This window comes from Stenotrophomonas sp. NRRL B-14846 (assembly GCF_050473585.1).
GTDB lineage: Bacteria > Pseudomonadota > Gammaproteobacteria > Xanthomonadales > Xanthomonadaceae > Stenotrophomonas.
On sequence record NZ_JBFLUN010000022.1, the window covers coordinates 2245968 to 2270003 of the forward strand.

General features: G+C 67.5%; 19 protein-coding genes and 2 tRNA genes. 10 read left to right on the forward strand and 11 right to left on the reverse strand.

Features of this window, described 5'->3' with window-relative positions; all coding sequences use genetic code 11:
* Nucleotides 1-71: 71 nt before the first annotated feature.
* Complete coding sequence (gene cydC, locus AB1281_RS12615) at nucleotides 72-1745, reverse strand: thiol reductant ABC exporter subunit CydC (protein ID WP_430346075.1); 1674 nt, start codon at nucleotides 1743-1745, stop codon at nucleotides 72-74.
* Nucleotides 1742-3487 carry a thiol reductant ABC exporter subunit CydD gene (gene cydD / locus AB1281_RS12620; protein ID WP_430346076.1) on the reverse strand — a complete coding sequence of 582 codons (1746 nt, stop codon included), beginning with the start codon at nucleotides 3485-3487 and terminating at the stop codon, nucleotides 1742-1744. Before cydD ends, cydC begins: the two co-directional genes overlap by 4 nt.
* A gap of 227 nt (nucleotides 3488-3714) precedes the next feature.
* Here cydD and AB1281_RS12625 point away from each other — a divergent pair, with 227 nt between their 5' ends.
* The 10 genes from AB1281_RS12625 (at nucleotide 3715) to pgaD (ending at nucleotide 14404) form a co-directional block, all read left to right on the forward strand.
* Nucleotides 3715-5304: a cytochrome ubiquinol oxidase subunit I gene (locus AB1281_RS12625; protein ID WP_312718508.1), complete on the forward strand. Its 1590-nt coding sequence runs from the start codon at nucleotides 3715-3717 to the stop codon at nucleotides 5302-5304.
* 15 nt (nucleotides 5305-5319) lie between these two features.
* A complete protein-coding gene (gene cydB, locus AB1281_RS12630; RefSeq protein WP_430346077.1) occupies nucleotides 5320-6471 on the forward strand; it encodes a cytochrome d ubiquinol oxidase subunit II in 1152 nt (383 codons plus the stop codon).
* Nucleotides 6472-6529: 58 nt separating this feature from the next.
* The gene (gene cydX / locus AB1281_RS12635) at nucleotides 6530-6646 is read left to right on the forward strand and encodes a cytochrome bd-I oxidase subunit CydX (protein ID WP_005410354.1); all 117 of its coding nucleotides are present in this window, start codon (nucleotides 6530-6532) and stop codon (nucleotides 6644-6646) included.
* A 55-nt stretch (nucleotides 6647-6701) separates the two neighbouring features.
* A tRNA-Pro gene (locus tag AB1281_RS12640) sits at nucleotides 6702-6778 on the forward strand.
* Nucleotides 6779-6918: 140 nt separating this feature from the next.
* Nucleotides 6919-6995: transfer RNA gene (locus tag AB1281_RS12645), tRNA-Pro, on the forward strand.
* Between the two features lie 221 nt (nucleotides 6996-7216).
* Nucleotides 7217-8422 (forward strand): CynX/NimT family MFS transporter, encoded by a 1206-nt coding sequence (locus AB1281_RS12650; protein WP_014037847.1) that lies wholly within the window; start codon nucleotides 7217-7219, stop codon nucleotides 8420-8422.
* A gap of 341 nt (nucleotides 8423-8763) precedes the next feature.
* A complete protein-coding gene (pgaA, locus tag AB1281_RS12655) occupies nucleotides 8764-10791 on the forward strand; it encodes a poly-beta-1,6 N-acetyl-D-glucosamine export porin PgaA (RefSeq protein WP_430346078.1) in 2028 nt (675 codons plus the stop codon).
* A gap of 1 nt (nucleotide 10792) precedes the next feature.
* Nucleotides 10793-12679 (forward strand): poly-beta-1,6-N-acetyl-D-glucosamine N-deacetylase PgaB, encoded by a 1887-nt coding sequence (gene pgaB, locus AB1281_RS12660; RefSeq protein WP_430346079.1) that lies wholly within the window; start codon nucleotides 10793-10795, stop codon nucleotides 12677-12679.
* A gap of 1 nt (nucleotide 12680) precedes the next feature.
* Nucleotides 12681-13937 (forward strand): poly-beta-1,6-N-acetyl-D-glucosamine synthase, encoded by a 1257-nt coding sequence (gene pgaC / locus AB1281_RS12665; RefSeq protein ID WP_430346080.1) that lies wholly within the window; start codon nucleotides 12681-12683, stop codon nucleotides 13935-13937.
* Nucleotides 13934-14404: a poly-beta-1,6-N-acetyl-D-glucosamine biosynthesis protein PgaD gene (gene pgaD / locus AB1281_RS12670; protein WP_430346081.1), complete on the forward strand. Its 471-nt coding sequence runs from the start codon at nucleotides 13934-13936 to the stop codon at nucleotides 14402-14404. Before pgaC ends, pgaD begins: the two co-directional genes overlap by 4 nt.
* Before the next feature lie 137 nt (nucleotides 14405-14541).
* On the opposite strand, the gene AB1281_RS12675 is transcribed toward pgaD, so the two are convergent.
* The 9 genes from AB1281_RS12675 to AB1281_RS12715 form a co-directional block, all read right to left on the reverse strand.
* Entirely contained in the window at nucleotides 14542-15813 is a 1272-nt protein-coding gene (locus AB1281_RS12675) for a glutamate-5-semialdehyde dehydrogenase (RefSeq protein ID WP_075677239.1), read from the reverse strand.
* Nucleotides 15810-16967 carry a glutamate 5-kinase gene (proB, locus tag AB1281_RS12680; RefSeq protein WP_430346082.1) on the reverse strand — a complete coding sequence of 386 codons (1158 nt, stop codon included), beginning with the start codon at nucleotides 16965-16967 and terminating at the stop codon, nucleotides 15810-15812. Before proB ends, AB1281_RS12675 begins: the two co-directional genes overlap by 4 nt.
* Before the next feature lie 11 nt (nucleotides 16968-16978).
* Nucleotides 16979-17242, reverse strand: a complete 264-nt coding sequence (locus tag AB1281_RS12685; RefSeq protein ID WP_049442783.1) for a YciI family protein — start codon at nucleotides 17240-17242, stop codon at nucleotides 16979-16981.
* A complete protein-coding gene (gene argH, locus AB1281_RS12690) occupies nucleotides 17242-18537 on the reverse strand; it encodes an argininosuccinate lyase (RefSeq protein ID WP_075677235.1) in 1296 nt (431 codons plus the stop codon). Before argH ends, AB1281_RS12685 begins: the two co-directional genes overlap by 1 nt.
* Before the next feature lie 20 nt (nucleotides 18538-18557).
* Nucleotides 18558-19511 carry an N-acetyl-gamma-glutamyl-phosphate reductase gene (gene argC, locus AB1281_RS12695; RefSeq protein WP_430346083.1) on the reverse strand — a complete coding sequence of 318 codons (954 nt, stop codon included), beginning with the start codon at nucleotides 19509-19511 and terminating at the stop codon, nucleotides 18558-18560.
* The gene (locus AB1281_RS12700) at nucleotides 19508-20107 is read right to left on the reverse strand and encodes a GNAT family N-acetyltransferase (RefSeq protein ID WP_430346084.1); all 600 of its coding nucleotides are present in this window, start codon (nucleotides 20105-20107) and stop codon (nucleotides 19508-19510) included. Before AB1281_RS12700 ends, argC begins: the two co-directional genes overlap by 4 nt.
* A gap of 4 nt (nucleotides 20108-20111) precedes the next feature.
* Complete coding sequence (locus tag AB1281_RS12705; RefSeq protein ID WP_014037858.1) at nucleotides 20112-21440, reverse strand: acetylglutamate kinase; 1329 nt, start codon at nucleotides 21438-21440, stop codon at nucleotides 20112-20114.
* A 75-nt stretch (nucleotides 21441-21515) separates the two neighbouring features.
* Nucleotides 21516-22604: an acetylornithine deacetylase gene (locus tag AB1281_RS12710; RefSeq protein WP_032129400.1), complete on the reverse strand. Its 1089-nt coding sequence runs from the start codon at nucleotides 22602-22604 to the stop codon at nucleotides 21516-21518.
* A gap of 152 nt (nucleotides 22605-22756) precedes the next feature.
* Entirely contained in the window at nucleotides 22757-23953 is a 1197-nt protein-coding gene (locus AB1281_RS12715; RefSeq protein ID WP_053450318.1) for an argininosuccinate synthase, read from the reverse strand.
* Between the last annotated feature and the right edge of the window lie 83 nt (nucleotides 23954-24036).

Sequence of the window (24036 nt, forward strand, 5' to 3'; positions counted from 1 at the left end):
TGCCGGCAATCAGGTATCCGCGTGAAACGCCATGAGGTTGCCGGCCAGCGGCCGGCACTACCGGGATGTTTTCACGCTTCGCGCTCCAACACCCCATCACGCAACCGGTACTGCGCATCGACCACGCCGTCGGGCAGGTCGTCGTGGGTGATCATCAGCAGGCTGCGCCCGTCCAGCAATCCGGAAAGGTCCTGCAGCAGCGCGCGTGCGGTATCCACGTCCAGGCCTTCGGTCGGTTCGTCCAGCAGCAGGATCGGCGCATCGCGCAACAGCGCGCGCGCCAGCGCCAGCCGTCGCGCCTGGCCGGCCGACATCGTCGCGCCGTTCTCGCCGACCCAGGCCTGCAGGCCACCGTTGTGCTCGGCCCAGTCACCCAGGCGAACGCGGCGCAGCACCGCCCACAACGCGGCGTCGCTGGCGTCGGGATCACCCAGCCGCAGGTTCTCGGCCACCGTGCCGGCAAACACCGGTGCGTTCTGCGGCAGCCAGGCCAGCTGGCGGTGCCACTCGGCCTGGGCGACGTCGCGCAGGTCGCGGCCACCATAGGTGATTCGCCCCTGCTGCGGATCCCACAGCCGCAACAGCAGGCTGGACAGCGTGGTCTTGCCACTGCCGCTGTCGCCGCGAATCGCGATGCGTTCGCCCGGCGCCAGGGTCAGCTGCAGGCCGGACAGCACCGGCCGCGCGGCACCCGGCCACTGGAAATGCACGTCATCCCAATGCACGCGCGCCGCCTGCGGCACCGGCTGCGGCGCCTGCGGATCCTGCACCGTCGGCGGTTGTTCGACGATGGCCTGCAGGCGATCGGCCGCAATGCGCCCGGACTGCAGCGACTGCCAAGCCAGGCCCATGCCCGCCCACAGCTCGATCAGCGCCACGGTCAGGAACACGAGGCCCGCGGCCATCTCCGGCGCGATGCGCTGTTGTTCGGCGGCGTGCAGCGCCAACGCCAGCATCGCCACCAGCCCCAGCCCGGCGACCAGGCCGTGCAGGGTCGAGGCCGCGATCAGGCGCCAACGCCGACGACGATCACGCGAGGCCAGCTGCTTGGCGGCCACACGCACCTTCAGCTGCCACGCCGCATCGGCATGCAACGCAGCCAGATCACCGGCCCCTTCCAGCCCTTCAAACGCGGCGGTACGCAATGCGGCGCGATGCGCGGCGCGATCCGCCTCTTCATCGTCGTGGCCACGCACGCCCAGCCACGGCACGCCGAAGGCGATCAGCAGCGCCAGCACCGCCAGCAGCACCGCTGCCGAGGGCAGGATCAGCGCTGCCGAGGCGACCGCCACCAGTGACAGCGCACCCAGCGCCACCAGCGGCCCGATCGCACGCACCAGCAGTCCATCCACTTCGCCGATGTCCCCCAGCAGCCGCGCCAGCAGCTCGCCGGTACGCGTGGCCCCCAACCGCGCCGGTGCCAATGGCAGCGCGCGGCGGAAGAACCACACGCGCAGGTCGCGGGCGATGCGCAGGGTGGCATCGTGGCCGACCAGCTTTTCGAAGTAACGCGACACGATGCGCGCCATGGTCAAGCCGCGGATACCCGCCGACGGCGAGAAGAAATTGAAGCCCTGTCCCAGGCCGGCCGCACCGGCCAGCGCGGCAGCGGTCAGGAAGCCACCGGACAGGCCGAGCAGCGCCGTGCCGGCCAGCATCGTGGTCCACAGCAGCAGCATGGTCAGCAACAGGCGCGGCCGGTGGCGCAGGAACACCGCGCGCAGCGAATCAGGCGAACGGCTCATGCGCGCACCGCCTGTTCCGGTTCCACCAGGCGGCCTTCCGGCAACAGCAGGCAACGGTCAGCCCACGCGATCACCGCCGGGCTGTGGGTGGCGACCACCACGCTGCGCCCGCGTGCATACGCGGCCAGGCTGCGCAGCAGGGCCGCTTCGGTATCGGCATCGAGGAATGCGGTGGGCTCGTCCAGCAGCAGCACCTGCGGATCACGCAGCAACAGGCGGGCCAGGCCGATGCGGCGGGCTTCGCCACCGGACAGGCCGAAGCCGCGCTCGCCGATCACCGTGTCCAGCCCCTGCGGCAGGCGCTGGGCAAACTGCAGGACCTGCGAGGCCTCGGCCACCGCGCGCAGCCGCGCATCGCTGGCACCGGGATCGGCCAGGCGCAGGTTGTCGGCGATGCTGCCGTGGAACAGGTACGGTCGCTGGCTGGCATAGGCCACCTGCACGCCGGGCCGCAGCTGCAGCTTGCCGGCACGCGGCGGCAACCAGCCGGCCAGCGCCTCCAGCAGCGTGCTTTTGCCGGACCCGCTGGGACCGACCAGGGCCAGGCGCTGGCCCGGCTCCAGCAGCAGGTCCAGATCCTGCAGCACGTCCTGCGGCGCACCCAGCGGGCGCAGCACCAGCCCCTGTGCCTGCAGCGGCGGCAGGGCGGCCTCGGCCGGCTCCACCGCCAGCGGTGCAACCTCGTTCTCGATCAGGCCCTGCTCGTCCGGCAGCGATTGCAGCAGGCGCTCCACTTCGGCGGCGGCGGCCAGTGCATTGGCACGATCGTGGTAGTGCGCGGCCAGCCGTCGCAGCGGCGCATAGAACTCCGGCGCCAGCAGCAGGCAGAACAGGCCCGCACCCAGCGTCGGTACCGCTGCATGCAGCGACATCATGCCCAGGTAGCTCAGGCCCAGGTACAGCGCGACCATCGCCACGCTGACCGAGGCGAAGAACTCCAGCACCGTGGACGACAGGAACGCGATGCGCAGCACCTTCAGCGTGCGCATGCGCACGCCTTCGGCGGCGGCCTCGATGCCCTCCAGCTCGGCGTCACCGCGTCCATACAGGCGCAGCAGGCCCAGGCCCTTGATCCGGTCGGCGAAATGGCCGCTCATGCGCGCCAGTTCACCCAGCTGCGCGCGCCCGGCGGCTTCGGCGCCCCAGCCCACCAGCATCATGAAGAACGGCACCAGCGGCGCGGTGAACAGCAGGATCAGCGCCACCACCCAGTCCACCCAGGCGACAGCGGCCAGGATCAGCAGCGGCACCACCACCACTTCGGTGCGCACCGGCAGGAAGCCGCTGTAATAACTCTCGATCGCATCACCGTGATGCAGCATCAGTTCGCCCAGTTCACCGGTGCGGCGCTGCCGCAGCCACAGCGGGCCATGGCCCAGCAGGCGCGCGAACACGCGTTCGCGCAGTGCCAGGCGCGCGGCATCGGCCACGTCACCGGCAGCGGCCTGGGTGGCGCTGCCCAGCAAGGTCCGCAGCACCAGGATCACCGCCAGTCCCGCCAGCACCGGCAGCCCCGAGGACAGCGGCGCGCGCTCCACCAGCACCTGCTGCACCAGCCAGGCGATGGCGGCGGCCTGGCCGATCAACAGCGCGCCGGACAGGCTGATGCACAGCGCGGCCAGACGCTGGCGGCCGCGGGCCGAGCGTGCCAGATCAGCCAGCCAGGCCGTGCGCACACGCCGCTGGCGGGCGGTTTCAGCTTCCGGGGACAGGCCGTCAGGGGTCGTTTCGGCAGCGCTCAAGAGGTCTTCACGGGCAACGGGGGAGACACGGCATTGTAGGCGCAGGCAATAGCCCGCCCCTGCGGCCGGCGGTCGCAGTCTTCATCAGGTTGGCATACGATCAACCGGGGCACCTGTTCATACATTGATCTGGATCAAGGCTGTTTGAAGTAGTCGGTCACATCATTCACGTCGTAGACCACCCTTCCCGCCACCTGCAACGGCACTATCCACGAGGTAGCCAGGCCATGATTGATCAGACAGTCGTAGAACTGTCGCGGCTGCAATTCGCGCTGACCGCGATGTACCACTTCCTATTCGTACCGCTCACCCTCGGCCTGTCCTTCATGGTGGCCATCATGGAGAGCGTGTACGTGATGACCGGCAAGGAGATCTGGCGCAGGATGACCCTGTTCTGGGGCGTCCTGTTCGGCATCAACTTCGCCATGGGCGTCGCCACCGGCATCGTCATGGAATTCCAGTTCGGCATGAACTGGTCCTATTACAGCCACTACGTGGGTGACATCTTCGGTGCGCCGCTGGCCATCGAAGGCCTGATGGCGTTCTTCCTGGAAGCCACCTTCGTCGGCCTGTTCTTCTTCGGCTGGAACCGCCTGAGCAAGGTCAAGCACCTGATGGTGACCTGGCTGATGGCGCTGGGCACCAACCTGTCGGCGATCTGGATCCTGATCGCCAACGGCTGGATGCAGAACCCGACCGGTGCGGTGTTCAACCCGGAAACCATGCGCATGGAAGTCGTCGACTTCATGGCCGTGGTGTTCAACCCGGTGGCGCAGGCCAAGTTCGTGCACACCGTCAGCGCCGGTTACGTGACCGGTGCGGTGTTCGTGATGGCGATCAGCGCCCTGTTCCTGCTGCGCAACAAGCACAAGGACCTGGCCCGCCGTTCGTTCGCCGTAGCCGCAGCCTTCGGCCTGCTGTCGTCGCTGTCGGTGGTGGTGCTGGGTGACGAGAGCGGTTACGCCGCCAGCGAACACCAGAAGATGAAGCTGGCCGCGATCGAAGCGATGTGGGAGACCGAGCGTGCACCGGCCGACTTCACCGCCTTCGGCATCCCGAACCAGGAAACCCACCAGAACGACTACGCGGTGAAGATCCCGTACCTGATGGGCCTGATCGCCACCCGTTCGTTGAACCAGCCGATTCCGGGCATCCTGGAACTGGTCGAGCGCGCCGAACACCGCGTGCGCGGCGGCCAGCTGGCCTACGGTGCGCTGGAACGCCTGCGCGCGAACAAGAACGACGTTGAGGCGCGCGAGATGTTCGACCGCCATTGGCAGGACCTGGGCCATGGCCTGCTGCTCAAGCGCTACCGCGATGACATCCTCAACGCCACCCCGCAGGAAATCTCGCAGGCGGCGATGGACACCGTGCCGCGCGTGATGCCGCTGTTCTGGACCTTCCGCGTGATGGCCGGCCTGGGCTTCTACCTGATCGCCTTCTTCGCGCTGGCCTTCTACTACTCCTGCCGCAATAACTTCCAGGACAAGCGCTGGTTCCTCAAGCTGGCCCTGTGGACGCTGCCGGCACCGTGGATCGCGATCGAATGTGGCTGGTTCGTGGCCGAATACGGTCGCCAGCCGTGGGCGGTCGACGGCGTGCTGCCGACCTTCTATGCGGCATCGGGCCTGGCCCTGCATGAAATCGTGCTGACCCTGGCCGGCTTCACCGCGATCTACACCGCGCTGATCGTGGTCGAGATCAAGCTGATGCTCAAGGCGATCCGCAAGGGTCCGGACGAGGTGCTGCCGTCGCTGCAGTCTCCCCAGCCGCATGCTTCCCACAATGCCTCGGCGCCGGCCGCCGGCCAGGCCTGAGGCAGGAGAACCAAGATGGATTTCATTCTTCTGGACTACACCACGCTGCGCGTGATCTGGTGGCTGCTGCTCGGCATCCTGCTGATCGGTTTCGCCGTGATGGATGGTTTCGACCTGGGCGTAGGCACCCTGCTGCCCTTCGTCGCCCGCAACGATGCCGAGCGCCGGCTGGTGATCAACACCATCGGCCCGGTCTGGGAAGGCAACCAGGTATGGCTGGTGCTCGGTGGCGGTGCGATCTTCGCCGCCTGGCCGCCGCTGTATGCGGTCAGCTTCTCCGGGTTCTACCTGGCGATGTTCGTGATCCTGTTCGCCCTGATCCTGCGTCCGGTCGGCTTCAAGTTCCGCAGCAAGATGCCCAGCGAACGCTGGCGCAACACCTGGGACTGGGCGCTGTTCATCGGTGGCTTCATCCCGGCGCTGATCATGGGCGTGGCAGTGGGCAACGTGGTGCTGGGCGTGCCGTTCCACTTCGATGACAGCATGCGCATCTTCTACACCGGCTCGTTCTTCGGCCTGCTGATGCCCTTCGCGCTGCTGGCCGGTCTGCTCAGCGTGTCGATGCTGGTCGCCCACGGTGCCGCCATGCTGGTGCTGAAGACCGATGGCCCGGTGGCCGAGCGTGCGGCCCGCTTCGGCAGCATCGCCGCGATCATCGCCTTCGTGCTGTTCGCCGCCGGTGGCGCCTGGGTGGCCTTCGGCCTGCCGGGTTACCAGATCACCTCGCAGGTGGTCACCGATGGCGCCACCAATCCGCTGCTGAAGACCGCCGAACTCGGCGCCGCCGGTGGCTGGATGCGCAACTACAGCACGATGCCGGCCACGATCCTGGCCCCGCTGCTCGGCCTGGCCGGCCTGCTGGCCAGTGCGGTGCTGCTGCGTGCCCGTCGCGGCGGCCTGGCCTTCATCGCCTCCGGCGCGGCCATCGCCGGCATCATCCTGACCGTCGGCTTCGCCATCTTCCCGTTCCTGCTGCCGTCCTCGAGCCAGCCCACCTCCAGCCTGACCGTGTGGGATGCCTCGTCCAGCCACCTGACCCTGTGGATCATGCTGCTGGCCACGGCGGTGTTCCTGCCGATCATCATCGGTTACACCACCTGGGTGTACCGCGTGCTGAAGGGCAAGACCACCACCGAAGAGATGGGCAACAACCCGAACGCGTATTGATCGCCTGCACGTGTGCCGACCAACGGTCGGCACCTACCCGGAATGAAGGAGACTGATCATGTGGTATTTCGCCTGGATTCTCGGCGCCGGCCTCGCCTCGACGGTGGCCATCCTCAACGGCATGTGGTTCGAAGCCCGCGAGCAGAACCGCATCGAGAAAGAAAATCGTCGCTGAGCTGTAAAAAAACCTTGCCGCCTTGGCCTTCACACGGTATCTTAGGCGGCTCCTTCGGGGTGTAGCTCAGTCTGGTAGAGCGCTACGTTCGGGACGTAGAGGTCGCAGGTTCGAATCCTGTCTCCCCGACCACTTCGGTGGTCGCATTGAAGCCTGGTGAAGTCGTCCAGGCTTTTTTGTTCCCTGAAGTGGCACTGCTTCGGTAGTGTGAAGAAAACGGCATTTACCCCTTGCCGCCATCGGGGTAAATCGCTAGAATAGGCGGCTCCCTTCGGGGTGTAGCTCAGTCTGGTAGAGCGCTACGTTCGGGACGTAGAGGTCGCAGGTTCGAATCCTGTCTCCCCGACCACTTCGGTGGTCACCAAGAAGCCTGGAAGACATCACTGTCCTCCGGGTTTTTTTGTATCAGGCACCCGGCCGCCCGCATGACGGGACCTTGCCGGAGCCCGCACGTACAATGGCCGCGCTGCCGGCCCGCCAGCAGCCCCTCCCCCACCTGCCGCTTCGGCGTAGACCGATGCCGGCGCTGCATGCCATTGCCCCGGCGTGCGACACCTGCAAGGACCACCGATGAGTTCCTCCACTTCCGATTCGCCGTCGCTGCTGCACGGGCGCGTCCTCGCGTTCGCCGCGATCCTGCTGGCAGCGATCAACCTGCGCACCGCGGTCACCTCGATCACCCCGCTGCTGGACGTGCTCGGCCAGCAGTTCGGCTTCGGCACCACCATGACCGGCGTGCTGGGCATGCTGCCGACCGCCTCGTTCGCGCTGTTCGGCGTCGCCACGCCGGCGCTGGCGCGGCGCCTCGGGCTGGAGCGCACCACGCTGCTGGCGATGGTGATGGCAATGGCCGGCCTGCTGCTGCGCTCCAGCGCCGGCAACGTCGGCACGCTGCTGTTGGGTTCGGTGGTGGCACTGGCCGGCATGGGCATCGGCAACGTGGTGGTGCCGCCGCTGGTGAAGCGCTATTTCGCCAACAAGGTCGGCACCATGAGCACGCTCTACATCAGCGTGCTGCAGCTGGGCACGATGCTGCCGGCGCTGCTGGCGGTACCGGTGGCCAACGCCGCAGGCTGGCGCGTCTCGCTGGGCATGTGGGCGCTGCTGGCGCTGGCTGCCGCACTGCCGTGGCTGGTGCTGGCCACGCGCGCGCCGAAGCCGCAGACCGACGCGTCCGATCCGACCGCGCAGCCGCACGGCAAGGTCTGGCGCACGTCGCTGGGCTGGAGCATGACGCTGATGTTCGGCATGACCTCGTTGATGACCTATTCGATGTTCACCTGGCTGCCGCGCATCGTGGTCGAGGCCGGTGGCACGCCTGCGTTCGGTGGCGTGATGGTGGCGGTGTTCTCGGCGCTGGGCCTGCTGCCGTCATTGGTCATTCCGTCGATGGCGGTACGACTGCAGAACCCGTTCCCGCTGGTGCTGATCGGCTTCTTCTCGTTCGTGATCGCCTTCACCGGCCTGCTGCTGGCCCCCATGAAGGCGCCGCTGCTGTGGGCCTGCCTGCTCGGCGTCGGTCCGTCCACCTTCCCGCTGGCGCTGACCCTGATCAACCTGCGCACCCGCACTCCCACCGGCTCGGCCGCGCTGTCGGGCTTCATGCAGGGCGTGGGCTACAGCTTCAGCTGCCTGGGCCCGTTCCTGGTCGGCTGGCTGCACACAGTCAGCGACGGCTGGACCCTCCCGTTCAGCTTCCTGTTCGGCTGCGCCACCCTGATGCTGTGCGCTTCGTGGGTCGCCTGCAAGCCGCGCAAACTGGAAGATCTCTGGTAACCGGCCGGGGCCATCAGACGGCCACGCCTACCGCTCGTCAGCCCGTTTGCGCATTTTGACGCCGGGCTGACAATTCCGGGCGGATAGTGCCCACGAATGCCCTTCCTTGCCGCGTGCCGGCATCGGGCATGGGGGCGGCGGCGCCGCCCAGGCCACCACTCGGTGTGCGGGGGACTTTCGTTTCAGACAAGACATTGCAGGTCGCTGTCCGGGTTGTACCCGCCCTTGCTGGGCGGCATGCACGAAGGGAGTGACGCAGGCCACGGCCATCCCAGAATCTGGCATGTGATGTGCGTCACATTTTCACAGGTTGTCTGGTTCGGAAGCCAAGGGGGTCCCCAATGGTTGTCCACCGCCGGCTGGCGCTCTGCGTCGGCCTTGCCTGCACCGCCCTGGCCTGGGCCAGCAGCGCTGCCCCGCCCGACCGCGACGCGGCGTTGGCCGAGATCGGCCGCTATCGAGACCAGGCGCGTTGGCTGGACGCCCTGGGCGCGATCGAGCGCGCCAGCCAGCAGCAACCCAACGACGACCTGCTGTTCAAACTGCGCGTATTGACGCTGGGTGACATCGGCAACGCCTGGCGCGCGTGGGAGCTGTACCAGCAGCGCCCGCAACTCTTCGACGATGCGCAGAAGCAGCGCCTGGAAGGCGACTACCTGGCCAAGCTGGTGGTCTGGAGCCTGGCCTACAGCAGCAGCGAGGACAGCCGCCTGGAAGAGGCCGAATCGACCCTGGCCCGCATGCAGCGCTACCTTGGCGGCGAAGGCACGCCGCCCGCGCAGGCACCGCTGCGGATCCGCATGGACCGCCTGATCCTGCTCAACCGGCTGGGCCGCCATGCACAGGTCCGCGAGGAAGCCCGGGCACTGCAGGCCGAAGGCCACACCCTGCCCGACTACGTGCTGCCCGCAGTGGGCGATTCGTTGATGGGCACCCTGCACCCGGAGGAAGCCATTCCGGTGCTGCAGGCCGCCGTGGCCGGCGACCCGACACGCGACGCCTCGCATTCGGAACTGGCTTACGCCTACCTGGAAAGCGAGCAGCAGGAAAAGGCCATCGACCTGCTGCAGGCATGGCGTGACAAGGAGCCGGCCTGGCGCTGGAGCAACGGCAAGTCGCCCTACGCGAACTGGTCGCGCTACGAGGCCGACCTCAACCTGGCGATGGTGCGCGCCTACAGCGGTGACCTGCACACCGCGCAGCACGACCTGGAGTCGATGGTCGAGATCGCACCCGGCAACGGCGGGCTGCAGAGTGCACTGGGCAGCGTCTACATGATGCGCGGCTGGCCACGCAGGGCGCTGCAGCGCCAGCAGATGGCACACGCGCTGGACCCGCGTGACGTCGAACCGCGCCTGGGCATGGAAGAAGCCTACGTCGCCCTGCAGCGCGACGACCTGGCGCGACCGCTGCACGATGACCTGGTCGCGCGCTATCCCACCCAGCCGGCGGTCGAACGCATGGACCAGGCCTGGCGTGCGCATCGCGGCTGGCAGCTGAAGGCATGGACCGACATCGGCCACAGCTCCGGGGGCGGTGGCACCTCGCCACTGGGCAACAACGATCGCCACTACGGCGTGGAAGTGGAGACGCCGATCCTTGATGACCGCTGGCGGTTGTTCGCCCTCGCCGACCGGCGTTCGACCGACTTCCAGGACCAGCGCATCGATCCGTTGTGGCTGGGCGCGGGCGTGCGTTACCGCTTCGGGCGGCTGGACGCAGAAGCAGCCGTACTGCGCGCCAACGACCACATCGGCGATACCGGCCTGCGCGCCGGTGTCGGCTGGCAGTTCAACGATTACTGGCATGCCGGCGTGGTGGCCGCGCGCAATGATCCGGACGCCTCGATGCAGGCGCGCGCTGCCGGCATCACCGCCGACAGCGTGAGCGCACAGGTGGACTACCGGCGCAGCGAGCTCACTCACTGGATGTTCGGCGCCAGCCGCTTCCGCTATGACGATGGCAACCATCGCGAGCTGTTCAGCACCCGCCTGGAACAGCGCCTGCTGACGCGCCCCCGCTGGCTGATCGATGGCCTGGCCAGCGCCTACACCAGTCGCGGCAGCCGCGACGATGCGCCCTACTTCAACCCGAAACGCGACCGCATGGTCGAGATCGGCCTGCGCATCGACCAGCAGCTGTGGCGGCATTACGAGCGCCACTTCCGGCACCGGCTGACCGTCTCGCTGGGCGACTACTGGCAGGACGGCTTCGGCAGCGCACTGGTGCCGTCGGTGTCCTACATGCATGAGTGGCAGCTGGGCCCCGGCCGCGTGTTCGAGTACGGCGTGCGCTGGTCACGGCCGGTCTACGACGGCCATCGCGAACGCCATATCGGCTTCGAAGCCGCATTGCGCTGGGGAGACTGACATGGCCCGCATCCTGCGACTGATCGTGCTCCTGCTGCTGGCCAGCGTGCCGCCGGCGTTCGCGCAGCAACCCCTGCATCTTGATGCGATCGACAACGGCCTGCTGATCCTCAGCTACCACGACATCCGCGACCAGGTGGCCGCCAAGGGCGATGCCGATACCTATGCGGTGAGCACGCAGAACTTCGCCGCGCACCTGGACTGGCTGGGCGCGCATGGCTATCACCCGGTCTCGCTGTCGCAGGTGATCGAAGCCTCGCAGGGCCGTGCCACGCTGCCGCCGAAACCGGTGCTGCTGACCTTCGACGATGGCCTGCGCAGCGTCTACGACAAGGCCTTCCCGCTGCTGCAGGCCTACCACTACCCGGCCCTGGTGGCGGTGATCACCGACTACGTGGACATGGCACCGGGCCGCACCATCGACTACGGCTACCGCCCGTTCGGCCACGATGATTTCGTCACCTGGGCGCAGCTGAAGCAGATGCACGACAGCGGCCTGATCGAAGTGGCCAGCCATACCGACGACCTGCACCACGGCGTGCTCGCCAATCCACAGGGCAATTCCACACCCGCCGTGGTCACCCGCATCTACACCCCCGCCACGCACAGCTACGAAAGCGAGGCGCAGTATGAGCAGCGCCTGCGCACCGACCTCACACGCAGCGCGCAGCGCATCGAACAGCATCTCGGCGTACGTCCGCGCGCGATCGTCTGGCCGTACGCGGCCTACAACCAGTTGAGCAACGACATCGCCGAGCAGCTGGGCATGCCGGTCTCGTTCGACCTGGAAGGCCGCAGCACCCCGGTGGCCAGCGACCTGCACGGGCTGGCGCGGCTGCTGGTGAGCGACAACCCGACGGTGGAAGGCCTGGCCTATGAGCTGCGCCGTGATATCGCGCTCGATGGCATCCGCGCCCTGCAGATCGACCTGGACGATGTATATGACCCGGATCCGGCGCAGCAGGCACGCAATCTCGATGCATTGATCGAGCGGGTCAAGCGCATCGCGCCGACCCATGTCTATCTGCAGGCCTTCGCCGACCCGGACGGCAACAACACCGCCGATGCGCTGTATTTCCCGAACCGGCACATGCCGATGCGGGCGGACCTGTTCAGCCGCGTCGCCTGGCAGCTGAAATCCCGCGCCGGCGTGAAGGTCTACGCGTGGCTGCCGGTGCTCGGCTTCGAGCTGCCCGACCCGGTGCAGCGCAAGGCGCTGGCGATCCGAAATGGTGATGCCGACGGCATGTACCGGTTGGATTTCACCAACCCGAAGGCCAGGCAGATCATGCTCGACGTCTACGAGGATCTGGCGGTCAATTCCTACTTCGAAGGCCTGCTGTTCCATGACGACGGTTACCTGCGTGACACCGAGCTGCCCGCGCTGGCGGCCGGCGAGGATGGCAGCGCACGTACCCAGGCACTGATCGACTTCACCCTGGCCCTGCGCGACAGCGCGCAGCGCTGGCGGCCGAAACTGGCAACGGTGCGCAACCTGTATGCCGAGCCGGTACTCCGCCCGCAGAGCGAAGCCTGGTTCGCGCAGCGCCTGGACCTGTTCAACAAGGCCTACGACCAGACGGCGCTGATGGCGATGCCGTGGATGGAAGGCAGCAAGCACCCCGAGCGCTGGCTCGATCAGTTGCTGGCCGCGGTACGCACACACGACCCGCAGCTTCAGCACACGCTGTTCGAGCTGCAGACCGTCGATTGGCGCAGCGGGCAGCCGATTCCCGCCGAGCGCCTGCGTGCGCAGATCCGCCAGCTGCAGGCGCAGGGCGTGCACCACTTCGCCTGGTACCCGGATGACTTCATCGCCGACCAGCCCTCCACCCGCGATGCCCGCGCGGCGATGTCCGCCGGCAACTTCCCGTACCCGGAGAAGTGACATGGACATGCATCCGCTGCTGCAGGTCCTGTTCCAGTTCGCCTTCTACTACCCGATGGTGATGGCGTTCTTCTGGATGTCCGGTGGCCTGTACTACTACTTCCGGCGCGAGCGCCACTCGCGTGCGCGCAACGATCCGCCCTTGATGATCGATCCTCCGTTCGCGACCTTGCTGGTGCCCTGCCACAACGAAGCGGATAACCTGGACGACACGCTCACTGCGGCGCTGGCCCAGCGCTACCCCGCCGACTACGAAGTGATCGCCATCGACGATGGCAGCAGCGACGACACCGGTGCCCGCCTGGATGCGCTGGCCGCGAAGTACCCGCGGCTGCGCGTGCTGCACCTGGATCGCAACCTGGGCAAGGCCAACGCCCTGCGCATGGGCGCGCTGGCGGCACGCTCGGAATATCTTGTGTGCATCGACGGCGATGCAATGCTGGAAGAACACGCGCTGCACTGGATGATCTGGCACCTGGTCAGTGGCAACCGGGTCGGCGCGGTCACCGGCAACCCGCGCATCCGCAACCGCTCCACCCTGCTCGGACGCCTGCAGGTGGCGGAGTTCTCCTCGATCATCGGCATGATCAAGCGGGCGCAGCGCGTGTATGGCCGCATCTTCACCATCTCCGGCGTGATCGCCGGTTTCCGCCGCACCGCCCTGCATCAGGTCGGCTGGTGGTCGGATGACATGGTGACCGAGGACATCGACATCAGCTGGCGCCTGCAGCGCGCGCACTGGGATATCCGCTACGAACCCAACGCGCTGTGCTTCATCCTGATGCCGGAAACGCTGAAGGGGCTGTGGCGGCAGCGCCTGCGCTGGGCCCAGGGCGGCGTGGAAGTGATGCTGCGCCACGCGCGCTCGCTGCTGCACTGGAAGGAACGGCGCATGTGGGGCGTGTTGCTGGAATACGTGCTGAGCGTGGCCTGGGCCTACACCATGCTGTTCATCGTGCTGCTGTGGGCACTGGGCAAGTTCATCGAGCTGCCGCCGCAGCTGCATATCGCCAGCCTGCTGCCGGAGTGGCATGGCGTGATCCTGGCGCTGGTCTGCCTGCTGCAGTTCGCCAGCAGCCTGATCATCGACCGGCGTTACGAAACACAGATTGGACGCAATTACTTCTGGGTCATCTGGTACCCGATGGCGTACTGGCTGATCAGCCTTTCCACCACCCTGGTGGCGCTGCCGAAGACGCTGCTGCGCCGTCGCAGCAAGCGCGCCACCTGGACCAGCCCTGACCGGGGGATCCGATGAACGCGCAACGCCCGTCCAACCGCTTCGACTCGCGGATGATCCGCAAGCCGCATCGCCAGCCACGCTTCCAGCGCACCGCCTGGGGTTTCGTCACCCTGGCGTTCTGGGGCTTCTACTTCTACCTGTGGGCACCCCTGGTGACCCTGCTTTCGTGGCTGATCGGTGGCCAGCTGGCCTGGCGGCAACTTTACGAACGGCAGAACCAGTTCGACCCGTACGTGCTGGTCGCGCTGCCATTGATGCTGCTGTGCGCCAGCGTGCTGCTGATCGGCTGGGCCGAGTACAACCGCGCCCGCTTCCGTGGCCGCGAGCGCCGCCTGCCGCGGCCCCTGGCCAGCCTCAACGAGGTGGCCGCCGATCTGGGCGCCAGCACCGGGCTGGCCGAACGCCTGATGGGCTGCAAGGCCGCCACGCTGCACATGGATGAACATGCGCGGCCGATCGGCATCCGCCGCGAGGTGGTGTAACTCGATTGCCCTGGGTGCCGACCTTGGTCGGCACGTGCTTTGGTAGATGCCGACCTTGGTCGGCGTTCTCTCCGGTGGCTGCCAACCTTGGTCGGCACCGGGGTCTACCGCGAAGAACATCCACGCATGGCGTGGATCTACTTGCGCGTCTGCCCTTCCCCGCGCACGACAAATCGCTCGACGGTGAGCGCTTCCAGGCCCATCGGGCCGTAGGCGTGCAGGCGCGTGGTGGAAATGCCGATCTCACTGCCCAGGCCGAGCTGGCCACCATCGGAGAAACGCGACGAAGCGTTGACCATCACCACCGCCGAGCGCAGTGCGCTGACGAAGCGCTCGGCGTGGCCGGCGTCCTCGGTGGCGATCACTTCGGTGTGGTCGGAGGTATAGGCGCGGATGTGCGCGATGGCCGCATCAAGATCATCGACCACGCGCACCGCCAGTACCAGATCGAGGAATTCGGCGGCATAGTCCTCTTCGGTGGCCGCCGTGCTGCCCGGCAGCAACGGCTGCGCCTGCGCATCGGCGCGCAGCTGCACCCCGCGCTCACCCAGCGCCTGCGCCACGCGCGGCAGGAACGCTTCGGCCAGGTCGCGGTGCACCAGCAGCGTCTCCAGTGAATTGCAGGCCGCAGGACGGCTGCACTTGCCATCCACCAGCAGGTCGATGGCCTTGCCCAGGTCGGCACTGGCATCCACGAACAGGTGGCAGACGCCCTTGTAATGCTTGATCACCGGCACGCGCGCGTGTTCGGCGACGAAGCGGATCAGGCCTTCGCCGCCACGCGGAATCGCCAGGTCGATCAGCTCATGCAGCTGCAGCAGTTCCAGCATCGCTTCGCGGCGCAGGTCGGTCAGCACGGTCACCGCCGCCGGCGGTACGCCGTTGGCCTTCAATGCACCGGCCAGCGCCTGGGCGATGGCCGTGTTGGAATGGATCGCTTCGGAACCACCGCGCAGGATCACGCCATTGCCCGCCTTCAGGCACAGCGCGGCCGCTTCGGCGGTCACGTTCGGGCGCGCCTCGTAGATCATCGCGATCACCCCCAGCGGAACGCGTACCTTCTGCACGCGGATGCCGTTCGGACGTACGTCGTCGCGGGTGACCTGGCCGACCGGGTCGGGCAGTGCCGCCACTTCGCGCACCGCTTCGGCCATCGCGAACAGACGTGCCGGGTCCAACGCCAGGCGATCGAGCATGGCACTGCCAACGCCCTTGTCGCGAGCGGCGGCGAGGTCCCGCGCGTTGCCGGCCAGGATCAGCCCTGCATTCACTTCCAGTGCCTGCGCCATCGCCAGCAGCAGCGTGCGCCGCGCCGCGCTGTCGAGGCCGGCAACGATCTGCGCCGCATCGCGGCAGGCGCGCACCTGCGCTTCGATTTCGCTCATCGGGGTGTCCTTCAAACCGTTCATGGCAGCACCAGGTCGTCGCGATGGACGACGCTGCCGCCGTAGTTGTAGCCGAGCACGGCCTGGATGTCGCGCGAATGGTGGCCGGCGATCCGGCGCACGTCATCGGCGGCGTACTGGCTGACGCCGCGGGCGACACAGACACGCCCCTGCGGCGCGATCCAGCACACCTGCACCATGTCACCGCGGCGGAACGCGCCCTCCGCAGCGGTGATGCCACCGGGCAGCAGCGAGGCGCCCTTCTCGCGCATCGCCTGTGCCGCACCGGCATCGATGATGATCGCGCCCTCGGCCAGCGGCGCGTGCCGCAACCAGTGCTTGCGGGCGGCCTCGCGGCTGCGTGCGGCATGGATGCGGGTGCCGAACAGGCGGTCCTGCGCCAGCGCGCGCACCACGTCGCTGCTGCGGCCGTTGAACAGGTAGGTCTCGATGCCAAGACGGCCCGCCTTGGCCGCCGCCTCCAGCTTGGTCCGCATGCCGCCGGTACCGGCGCGCGAGCCAGCGCCACCGGCCATCGCCAGCACATCGTCACTCAGTTCCGGTACGTCGTGCAGGGGCCGCGCGTCGGCCACGGTGCGCGGGTCGGCGCTGTACAGGCCGTCGATGTCGGTGGCGATGAACAGCGCATCGGCATCGACCAGCGCGGCCACGGTCGCGGCCAGATTGTCGTTGTCGCCGAGCTTGAGTTCGTCCACCGACACGGTGTCGTTCTCGTTGACCACCGGCAGCGCACCCAGGCGCAGCAGTTCGCTCAGCGTGGCGCGTGCATTGAGGTAGCGGCGGCGGTTGCGCAGGTCGTCGTGGGTCAGCAGCACTTGCGCCACCGGGCGCTCGAAGAAGCGCTGCCAGAGCCCGATCAGCTGCGCCTGGCCGAGCGCGGCCAGGGCCTGCCGCGCCGCCATCGCCGCACCGGGTTCATCGGCCCGCGGCAGGATCGCGCGCCCCGCCGCAACCGCACCGGAGGAGACGATCACCACCTCGCGCCCGGCCAGTACGTTGGCGGAAACAAACTGGGCCAGGCCCAGCGCGTGGCGTGGCGACAGGCCGCCACCATCGGCCGCCAGCAGGCTGCTGCCGACCTTCAGCACTGCACGCCGCCACGGCGGCAGCGCCTGTTGCGGGAACGGCGAGGCGACGTTGGCGGCGTGCAGGGTCATCGGTCAGGGCCTCAGCGGGTATTCCATTCGTGCACGGTCAGCTCGGAAGCGTGCATCGTCACCAGCGGATCGGTAGCGACGATGGCCTGCGCCTGTTCCAGGCTCTCGACGTTGCACAGCACATAGGCACCACCGCTGCCATCGGCGAAACCACCGGTCAGCTGCAGCTTGCCCTGTGCCTGCAACGCATCGAGGAAATCACGGTGCGGCTGCACCGCCGCGGCGTTGAAGTCGGGGCGGCGCATCGCCAGCACCAGATACACCGTGGCCGCCATCAGGACAACGCCTGCCAGCGTGCACGCAGTTCATCCAGGCGCAGATCAGCGGCCGAACCCGGCGACACGCGTGCGGCCAGGCTGCCTTCCGGCGTGCGTCCCTGCCCTGCGCTGTCGGCGCCCGCCGCGGCGGCCTTGTAGGCCTCGCGGAACGGCACGCCGGCCACGGCCGCTTCCACGGCCACGTCGGTGGCATACATGCCCGAATCGATCGCCGCACGCAGCCTGTCGTCGCGCCATTCCAGGTTGGCCAGCAGCGCCGGCAGCAGCTCCAGCGCGGCCAGGCCACGGCCGAAGCCGTGGAAGATGGCACCCTTGGACGACTGCAGGTCACGGTGATAGCCGGACGGCAGCGACAGCAGCTGCTCGATCTCGGTGCGTGCGGCGGCGACGCTGGCGTGGGTCGCACGCATCAGTTCGATCACGTCTGGGTTGCGCTTGTTGGGCATGATCGAGCTGCCGGTGGTGTACTGCGCCGGCAATGCCACGAAACCAAATTCGGCGCTGGTGAACAGCGACAGGTCCCACGCGATGCGGCGCAGGTCCAGCGTGGCGCCTCCCAGCGCTTCCAGCGCGGCCAGCTCGAACTTGCCGCGCGACAGCTGCGCGTAGATCGGCGAGACCTGCATGCGCGCGAAGCCCAGCGCCGCCGTGGTGTGCTCCCGGTCCAGCGGCAGGTTCACGCCGTAACCAGCGGCGGTGCCGAGCGGATTGGCATCGACCAGTGCATGGGTGTCGCGGGCACGGATGGCGTTGTCGATGAAAGCCTCGGCCCAACCGGCCCACCACATGCCGGCCGAGGAGACCACGGCGCGCTGGATGTGGGTGTAGCCGGGAATCGGCAGGTCCTTCTCGGCCTGCGCACGGTCCAGCGCGACCTTGGCCACGTCGGCGCTGAGCTGGGCCACGCGCAGCAGCTTCTCCTTCAGCCACAGGCGGGTGGCGACCAGGATCTGGTCATTGCGGCTGCGGCCGGTGTGGATCTTGCGGCCGGCATCACCGAGGCGTTCGGTCAAACGTGCTTCGATTGCCGAGTGACCGTCTTCGTACTGCGTATCCAGCACGAAGCGGCCTTCGCGGAAGTCCTGCGCCAGCACGTCGAGCTCGCGCAGCAGGCCGGCCAGCTCGTCGGCGCTGAGGATGCCGATGTGCTGCAGGCCCTGCGCATGCGCGGCGCTGGCGGCGATGTCATGCAGGAAGAACTCGCGGTCGAGGATCACGTCGTCGCCGGCGAGGAAGGTCTGGATCTGGGCGTCGACAGCGACGCCGGGCTTCTGCCAAAGAAGGTCTGCCATGGGGGCTCCGGAATGCGTGTTCAGTGCGGGATCGACGTCAGTTCGTCGATGCCCAGCGCGAGGTTGAGGTTCTGCATGGCCTGGGTGGCCGCGCCCTTGAGCAGGTTGTCCAGGGTCGCCACCACCACCACCCGCTTGCCGCCTGGGGCCAGGGTGAAGCCGCCGACCTGGGCACCGTGGCGGCCGGCGATGCGGCTGACCCACGGTGCTTCATCCACCACCTCGATCAGCGGTTCGCCGGCATAGGCCTGCTGGAAGCGCTCGATGATCTGCTCGCGGGTCTGCACGCGGTTCAGCCACAGGTTGGCGGTGAGCGTGATGCCACGGAAATGCGGCGCGACGTGCGGCATGAACTCGACCGCCACGCCCAGCTGCACCGACACCTCGCGCTCGTGCACGTGGTTGGTCAGCGCATACGGCATCAGGTTGTCGGCCAGCAGTTCGATGTTGTTCTTGTCCGACGGCGTGGTGCCGGCACCGGAGTAGCCGGACACACCGAAGCACTGCGGCGGGCCGGCCAGCAGGTCCAGCAGCGGATGCACCGCCAGCTGCATCGCCGTGGCATAGCAGCCCGGATTGCTGATGTGCTTCTGGCCGCTGTAGCGGCCGCGGGTCAGCTCCGGCAGGCCGTAGTACCAACTGTTGTCGAAACGGTAGTCGGCCGACAGGTCGACGATGACAGTGTCCGGCTTCACCGCTTCCAGTGCCGCCACGAACGGAGCGGCCAGGCCGTTGGGCAGGGCCAGGATCACCGCGTCCACGCCCTTGGCGGCCACCGCGTCGGCGTCCAGGTTCTCGTACTGCAGCTCACCCTGGAATTCCGGGTGATGGTCGGACAGGCGCTGCCCGGCACGCTCGCGCGAGGAGACGAAGGCCAGTTCCAGGCGCGGGTGGGCGGCCACCAGCTTGATCAGCTCGGCGCCGGTATGGCCACGGGCCCCGACGATGCCCAGGGTGAAAGTCGAATCGTTCATGCGTGACTGTCCAGGCGGTACTGCAGGTGGCGCTTCACGCCCTGCCATTCCGCATCGATGATGGAGAAGATGACGGTGTCGCGCGGCGTGCCGTCAGCGTGCCGCTTGTGGTTGCGCAGCACGCCATCCTGCTTGGCGCCGAGGCGGGCGATGGCGGTGCGCGAGGTGAAGTTGAACCAGCTGGTCTCGAACACGACACTCAGGCACTCCAAGCGCTCGAACGCGTGGCTGAGCAGCATCAGCTTGGTCTCGGTATTGACCCCGGTGCGCTGCGCCGACTCGCCATACCAGGTGTAACCGATACTCAGGCGCGGCACGTCCGCTTGCAGATCGTAGTAGCGGGTGGTGCCGACAATCTGGTCGTTGGCATCGAACACCACGAACGGCAGCACCTTGCCTTCGGCCTGCGCCTGCAGCGCTGCCTGCACGTAGCCGGCCATGGTCTTCGCATCAGGCACCTGGGTGTACCAGAGCCTGGACAGCGCGCCATCGCCAAGCGCGCCGCGCAGGCCATCGATATGCCCCATCTGCAGCGGCTCCAGCCGCGCATGGGTGCCCGCCAGCGTGGGGACCTTGGTCCAATCGGCATGGTTCATGTGTTCAGCCCTGCAGGCTCGGCGCGCGCCGGGCACAATGGTCGACGTAGGTCTTGATCCGGTCGATGCCATCGGCACCGAACCAGAACACCTTCCAGTGGTCCTGCTTGTAGCAGCCGTCGGATTCAGCGTAATAGAAGTGGTTGATCGGGTTGCCGTGGCGCGAACGCCAGAACAGCTGCGGGGTTTCCTCCAGCATCACGTTCCAGACCGCGCGGCCCAGGCCCTCGCCCTGCGCATCGTCGAGCACGGCGAACTTGTCCAGGTACACACCCTCGGCCTCGTCGGTGAGGATCACCGCGGTGCGGTAGTTCTCGCTGACATAGGCACGCAGCAGCTTCGTCTTTTCGAAGTACTCCGGCACCAGGGTGCGGCCGAAGCTGGATTCGATCAGGCCCTTCAGGCGGGGCAGGTCCAGCTCGTTCCAGGCAGTGGCGCGCAGCACCTTTTCGCCCTTGCGCACCAGCGTGCCCGACCCCTTGTGGGTGAACAGTTCCTTGGCCAGGTCGGCCGGGCGCGTGATCGACACCGACGATTCCAGCGGCAGGCGGTCGAGCAGATCCTTGATCTGTTCAATCTTCACCTTCATGCCGCCGTGGATCCACGGCTGCGCGATCAGGTGGTCGTACTCGGTGGACAGGTTGATCGAATCGATCACGTTGCCCTGCTCGTCCAGCAGGCCGCCGGTGCCGGTCAGGAAGATGATCTTGTACGGCTGCAGTTCCTGTACGAGCTCGTTGGCGGCGAAGTCGGCGTTGACGTTGAGGATCTGGCCCCCAGCGGTTTCGCCCAGGCTGGTGATGACCGGGATCGACCCGGCGCGCAGGCTGGCCTCGATCGGTGCCAGGTTGACCTTCTTCACCTCGCCGACCAGGCCGTAGGTGTCCACGTCCAGGTACTCTGCCTCGAACACGCCGCCGGTGATCGAGGTGGCGCGCGCGCCGTTCTGCTGCAGCGCCTCGACCAGGCGCAGGTTGGACTGCTGGAACACCCGGCGCACGATCGCCAGCGCTTCCGGCGAAGTCACGCGCAGGCCGTTGACGGTCTGCTTCTCGATGCCGGCGGCGGACAGCTCGGCATCCAGCTGCGGGCCGGCGCCGTGCAGCACGATCGGGGTCAGCCCGACTTCCTGCAGGAACGACAGCGAAGAGGTCAGCGCGTCGAGGTCGTCGCGCAGCACCGCGCCGCCGACCTTGACCACGGCGAAACGCTTGGCGTCCAGCTGCGAGAAGCGCTTGAGGTACTGGCTGATCTCCTTCGCGCTGGCCATGCTGGAAAGCAGGCGCACGATGGTCTGGCGGGTCTGGCGGTGAGGCTGGAGGGCAGGAGACATTTCGGTTTCGTCACAGGCGGCGGTCGCCGCGTTGCAGTTCCACCCGGCCAGGGCCGGGCGGCGTTGTGGGGTCGATCAGGCGCCGGCGGCGATGATGCGGTGCACGGCGTCGGTGTAGCGCTGCAGCTGCTCCAGCGTCACGAACTCATCGGCGGTGTGGGCCTGGGCGATGTCGCCGGGGCCGAACACCAGCGTGGTGTAGCCACCGGCCGAGAACAACGAAGCCTCGGTCCAGAAATCCACCGCGTTGCCGATCGGCAGCTCCAGCGCGTCGGCCACGTCGCGCGCCAGCAGGCGGCGGTTCTCGGCCTCGGCGATGTCACCGGCCGGCAGGCTGGGGCCACGGAAGGTTTCAGTGAACAATGCGGCTTCCGGCTCGGCGAAACCGGCGAAGGTTGCCAGCAACCCGTCGATGTCCATCGACGGCAGGGGCCGGAACCCGAAGCGCACCTCGGCAGCCGGCGCGATCATGTTGGCCTTGATCCCGCCTTCGACGCGGCCGATGTTGAAACGCAGGCCGGTCAGCCCGCCGAAGCGGGCCGAGGCCAGCGATTCCACATGGTCCAGCGCGCGGTTGCCCCAGCGCATGGCCTGGTGCAGCGCACTGGCGGCCGCATCCTGCTTGCCGGACGCATGGCCGGCGCGGCCGGCGAACTGCATCAGCACCGAACTGATGCCACGATGCGCCAGCACCGCTTCGCTCATGGTCGGCTCCGCCACCAGCACCGCTTCATACGGCAGGCCACGGGCCAGGAACGCGGCGATGCAGCGCGGATCGTTGGCTTCCTCGTCGCTGGAGAACAGGAACGCGGCATCGCCATCGCTGGCGTTGGCCGCCGCCACCAGTGCAGCGGCGGCGCCCTTGATGTCACACACGCCCAGGCCGACCACTCGGTCGTCCAGGCGCCGCATCACGTGCGGGTCGGCACTCCAGTGCGGCGAATCCGGCACGGTGTCCAGATGCACGTTGAACAGGTACTTCGGCGTGCCGCGCACGGCGTACAGGCTGACCGCACCGGCGCCATGGTCGATCACCTCGACGTTGAAGCCGGGCAGGTTCGCGCGCAGGTAATCGAAGATGCCACCGGTGGTGATCGCACGCGGCGGGTTGCGGGTGTCGAAGGACACCAGGGCCTGCAGGTGATCGAGCGTCTGTTCAAGCATGTGTCTGAATATCCGTAGGGTTCGAAATCGGTAGTGCCGGCCGCTGGCCGGCTCCGCAATGATCCAGCCGTGCCACGAGCCGGCCAGCGGCCGGCACTACCCTCCATTGACGTTGCGAGGCGCCGGCCAGCGGCCGGCACCCCCGTCACAGGTCAACCGCGATTGACCTGCGCATAGACAGTGGAGCTCATTCCGAACAGCTTGATGAAGCCCTCAGCCTCCTCCACGCCCCAGTCGGCCGACTGCGCGTAGGTGGCGCCCTTGGTGTTGAGCAGGTGCGGAGACTTCACCGCCACCGCATCGACGCGGCCACCACGGGTTTCCAGCACCACTTCGCCGTTGACCTTGGCCTGCGAGGACTTCAGGAAGGCCTCGATGTCGGTCTTCAGCGGGTCGTGGTAGAAGCCTTCGTACACCAGCTCCACCCACTTGCGTGCGACGTCCGGCTTGAAGCGGTTCTGCTGCTTGGTCAGCACGGCATCTTCCAGCGCGCGGTGCGCGGCCAGCAGCGAGACCAGGCCCGGGGCCTCGAACACGATGCGGCCCTTCAGGCCGATCACGGTGTCGCCGGTGTAGACGCCGCGGCCAACGCCGTACGGGGCGAACAGCTTGTTGAGCTGGGCCAGGATCTGGTCGCCCGGCAGCGCCTTGCCGTTCAGTTCGACGGCTTCGCCTTCAACGAACTTCAGGGTCACGGTCAGCGCCTGTTCCGGCCATTCGCTGCGCGGCGAGCACCAGCCACGCGCGCCTTCACCCGGGGCTTCCCAACGGTCGATCTCGCCGCCGGACATGGTCACGCCCAGCAGGTTCTCGTTGATGGTGTAGGCCTGCTGCTTGGCGCGCACGCCGAAGCCGCGCTCTTCCAGGTACTTCTGCTCGTAGGCGCGGGTCTGGGTGTGTTCCTTCTGGATCTCGCGGATCGGCGCGATGATCTGGTAGTCGCCCAGCGCCTTCACGGCCAGGTCGAAGCGGACCTGGTCGTTGCCCATGCCGGTGCAGCCATGGGCAATGATGTTGGTGCCCAGCTCGGCAGCACGCTTCAGCGCGGCATCGACGATCAGGTAGCGGTCCGAGACCAGCAGCGGGTACTGGCCCTGGTAGCCCTCACCGGCCCACACGAACGGCTTGACGAAGCCTTCCCAGATGGCCGGGCCACCGTTGACGGTGACGTGGCTGGTCACGCCCAGCTCGGCGGCGCGCTTCTCGATGAAATCGCGCTCTTCATCATCCACGCCGCCGGTGTCGGCGAACACGGTGTGCACGTTGTAGCCGCGCTCCTGCAGGTACGGCACGCAGAAGCTGGTATCCAGGCCGCCGGAGAAGGCGAGAACGACGTCTTTGTTGCTCATGGGGATCAGGTCCACTTGGGGGATGGGAATTCGGTAGAGCCGACCGCTGGTCGGCTGAAATGTTGGATGCGCCGCTGCGGGAG

Bases quoted from the DNA above. Each gene is read 5' to 3' on its own strand.
- cydC (WP_430346075.1), bottom strand. From the start codon at position 1,745: ATGAGCCGTTCGCCTGATTCGCTGCGCGCGGTGTTCCTGCGCCACCGG.
- AB1281_RS12625 (WP_312718508.1), top strand. From the start codon at position 3,715: ATGATTGATCAGACAGTCGTAGAACTGTCGCGGCTGCAATTCGCGCTG.
- cydB (WP_430346077.1), top strand. From the start codon at position 5,320: ATGGATTTCATTCTTCTGGACTACACCACGCTGCGCGTGATCTGGTGG.
- cydX (WP_005410354.1), top strand. From the start codon at position 6,530: ATGTGGTATTTCGCCTGGATTCTCGGCGCCGGCCTCGCCTCGACGGTG.
- AB1281_RS12650 (WP_014037847.1), top strand. From the start codon at position 7,217: ATGAGTTCCTCCACTTCCGATTCGCCGTCGCTGCTGCACGGGCGCGTC.
- pgaA (WP_430346078.1), top strand. From the start codon at position 8,764: ATGGTTGTCCACCGCCGGCTGGCGCTCTGCGTCGGCCTTGCCTGCACC.
- pgaB (WP_430346079.1), top strand. From the start codon at position 10,793: ATGGCCCGCATCCTGCGACTGATCGTGCTCCTGCTGCTGGCCAGCGTG.
- pgaC (WP_430346080.1), top strand. From the start codon at position 12,681: ATGGACATGCATCCGCTGCTGCAGGTCCTGTTCCAGTTCGCCTTCTAC.
- pgaD (WP_430346081.1), top strand. From the start codon at position 13,934: ATGAACGCGCAACGCCCGTCCAACCGCTTCGACTCGCGGATGATCCGC.
- AB1281_RS12675 (WP_075677239.1), bottom strand. From the start codon at position 15,813: ATGAACGGTTTGAAGGACACCCCGATGAGCGAAATCGAAGCGCAGGTG.
- proB (WP_430346082.1), bottom strand. From the start codon at position 16,967: ATGACCCTGCACGCCGCCAACGTCGCCTCGCCGTTCCCGCAACAGGCG.
- AB1281_RS12685 (WP_049442783.1), bottom strand. From the start codon at position 17,242: ATGGCGGCCACGGTGTATCTGGTGCTGGCGATGCGCCGCCCCGACTTC.
- argH (WP_075677235.1), bottom strand. From the start codon at position 18,537: ATGGCAGACCTTCTTTGGCAGAAGCCCGGCGTCGCTGTCGACGCCCAG.
- argC (WP_430346083.1), bottom strand. From the start codon at position 19,511: ATGAACGATTCGACTTTCACCCTGGGCATCGTCGGGGCCCGTGGCCAT.
- AB1281_RS12700 (WP_430346084.1), bottom strand. From the start codon at position 20,107: ATGAACCATGCCGATTGGACCAAGGTCCCCACGCTGGCGGGCACCCAT.
- AB1281_RS12705 (WP_014037858.1), bottom strand. From the start codon at position 21,440: ATGTCTCCTGCCCTCCAGCCTCACCGCCAGACCCGCCAGACCATCGTG.
- AB1281_RS12710 (WP_032129400.1), bottom strand. From the start codon at position 22,604: ATGCTTGAACAGACGCTCGATCACCTGCAGGCCCTGGTGTCCTTCGAC.
- AB1281_RS12715 (WP_053450318.1), bottom strand. From the start codon at position 23,953: ATGAGCAACAAAGACGTCGTTCTCGCCTTCTCCGGCGGCCTGGATACC.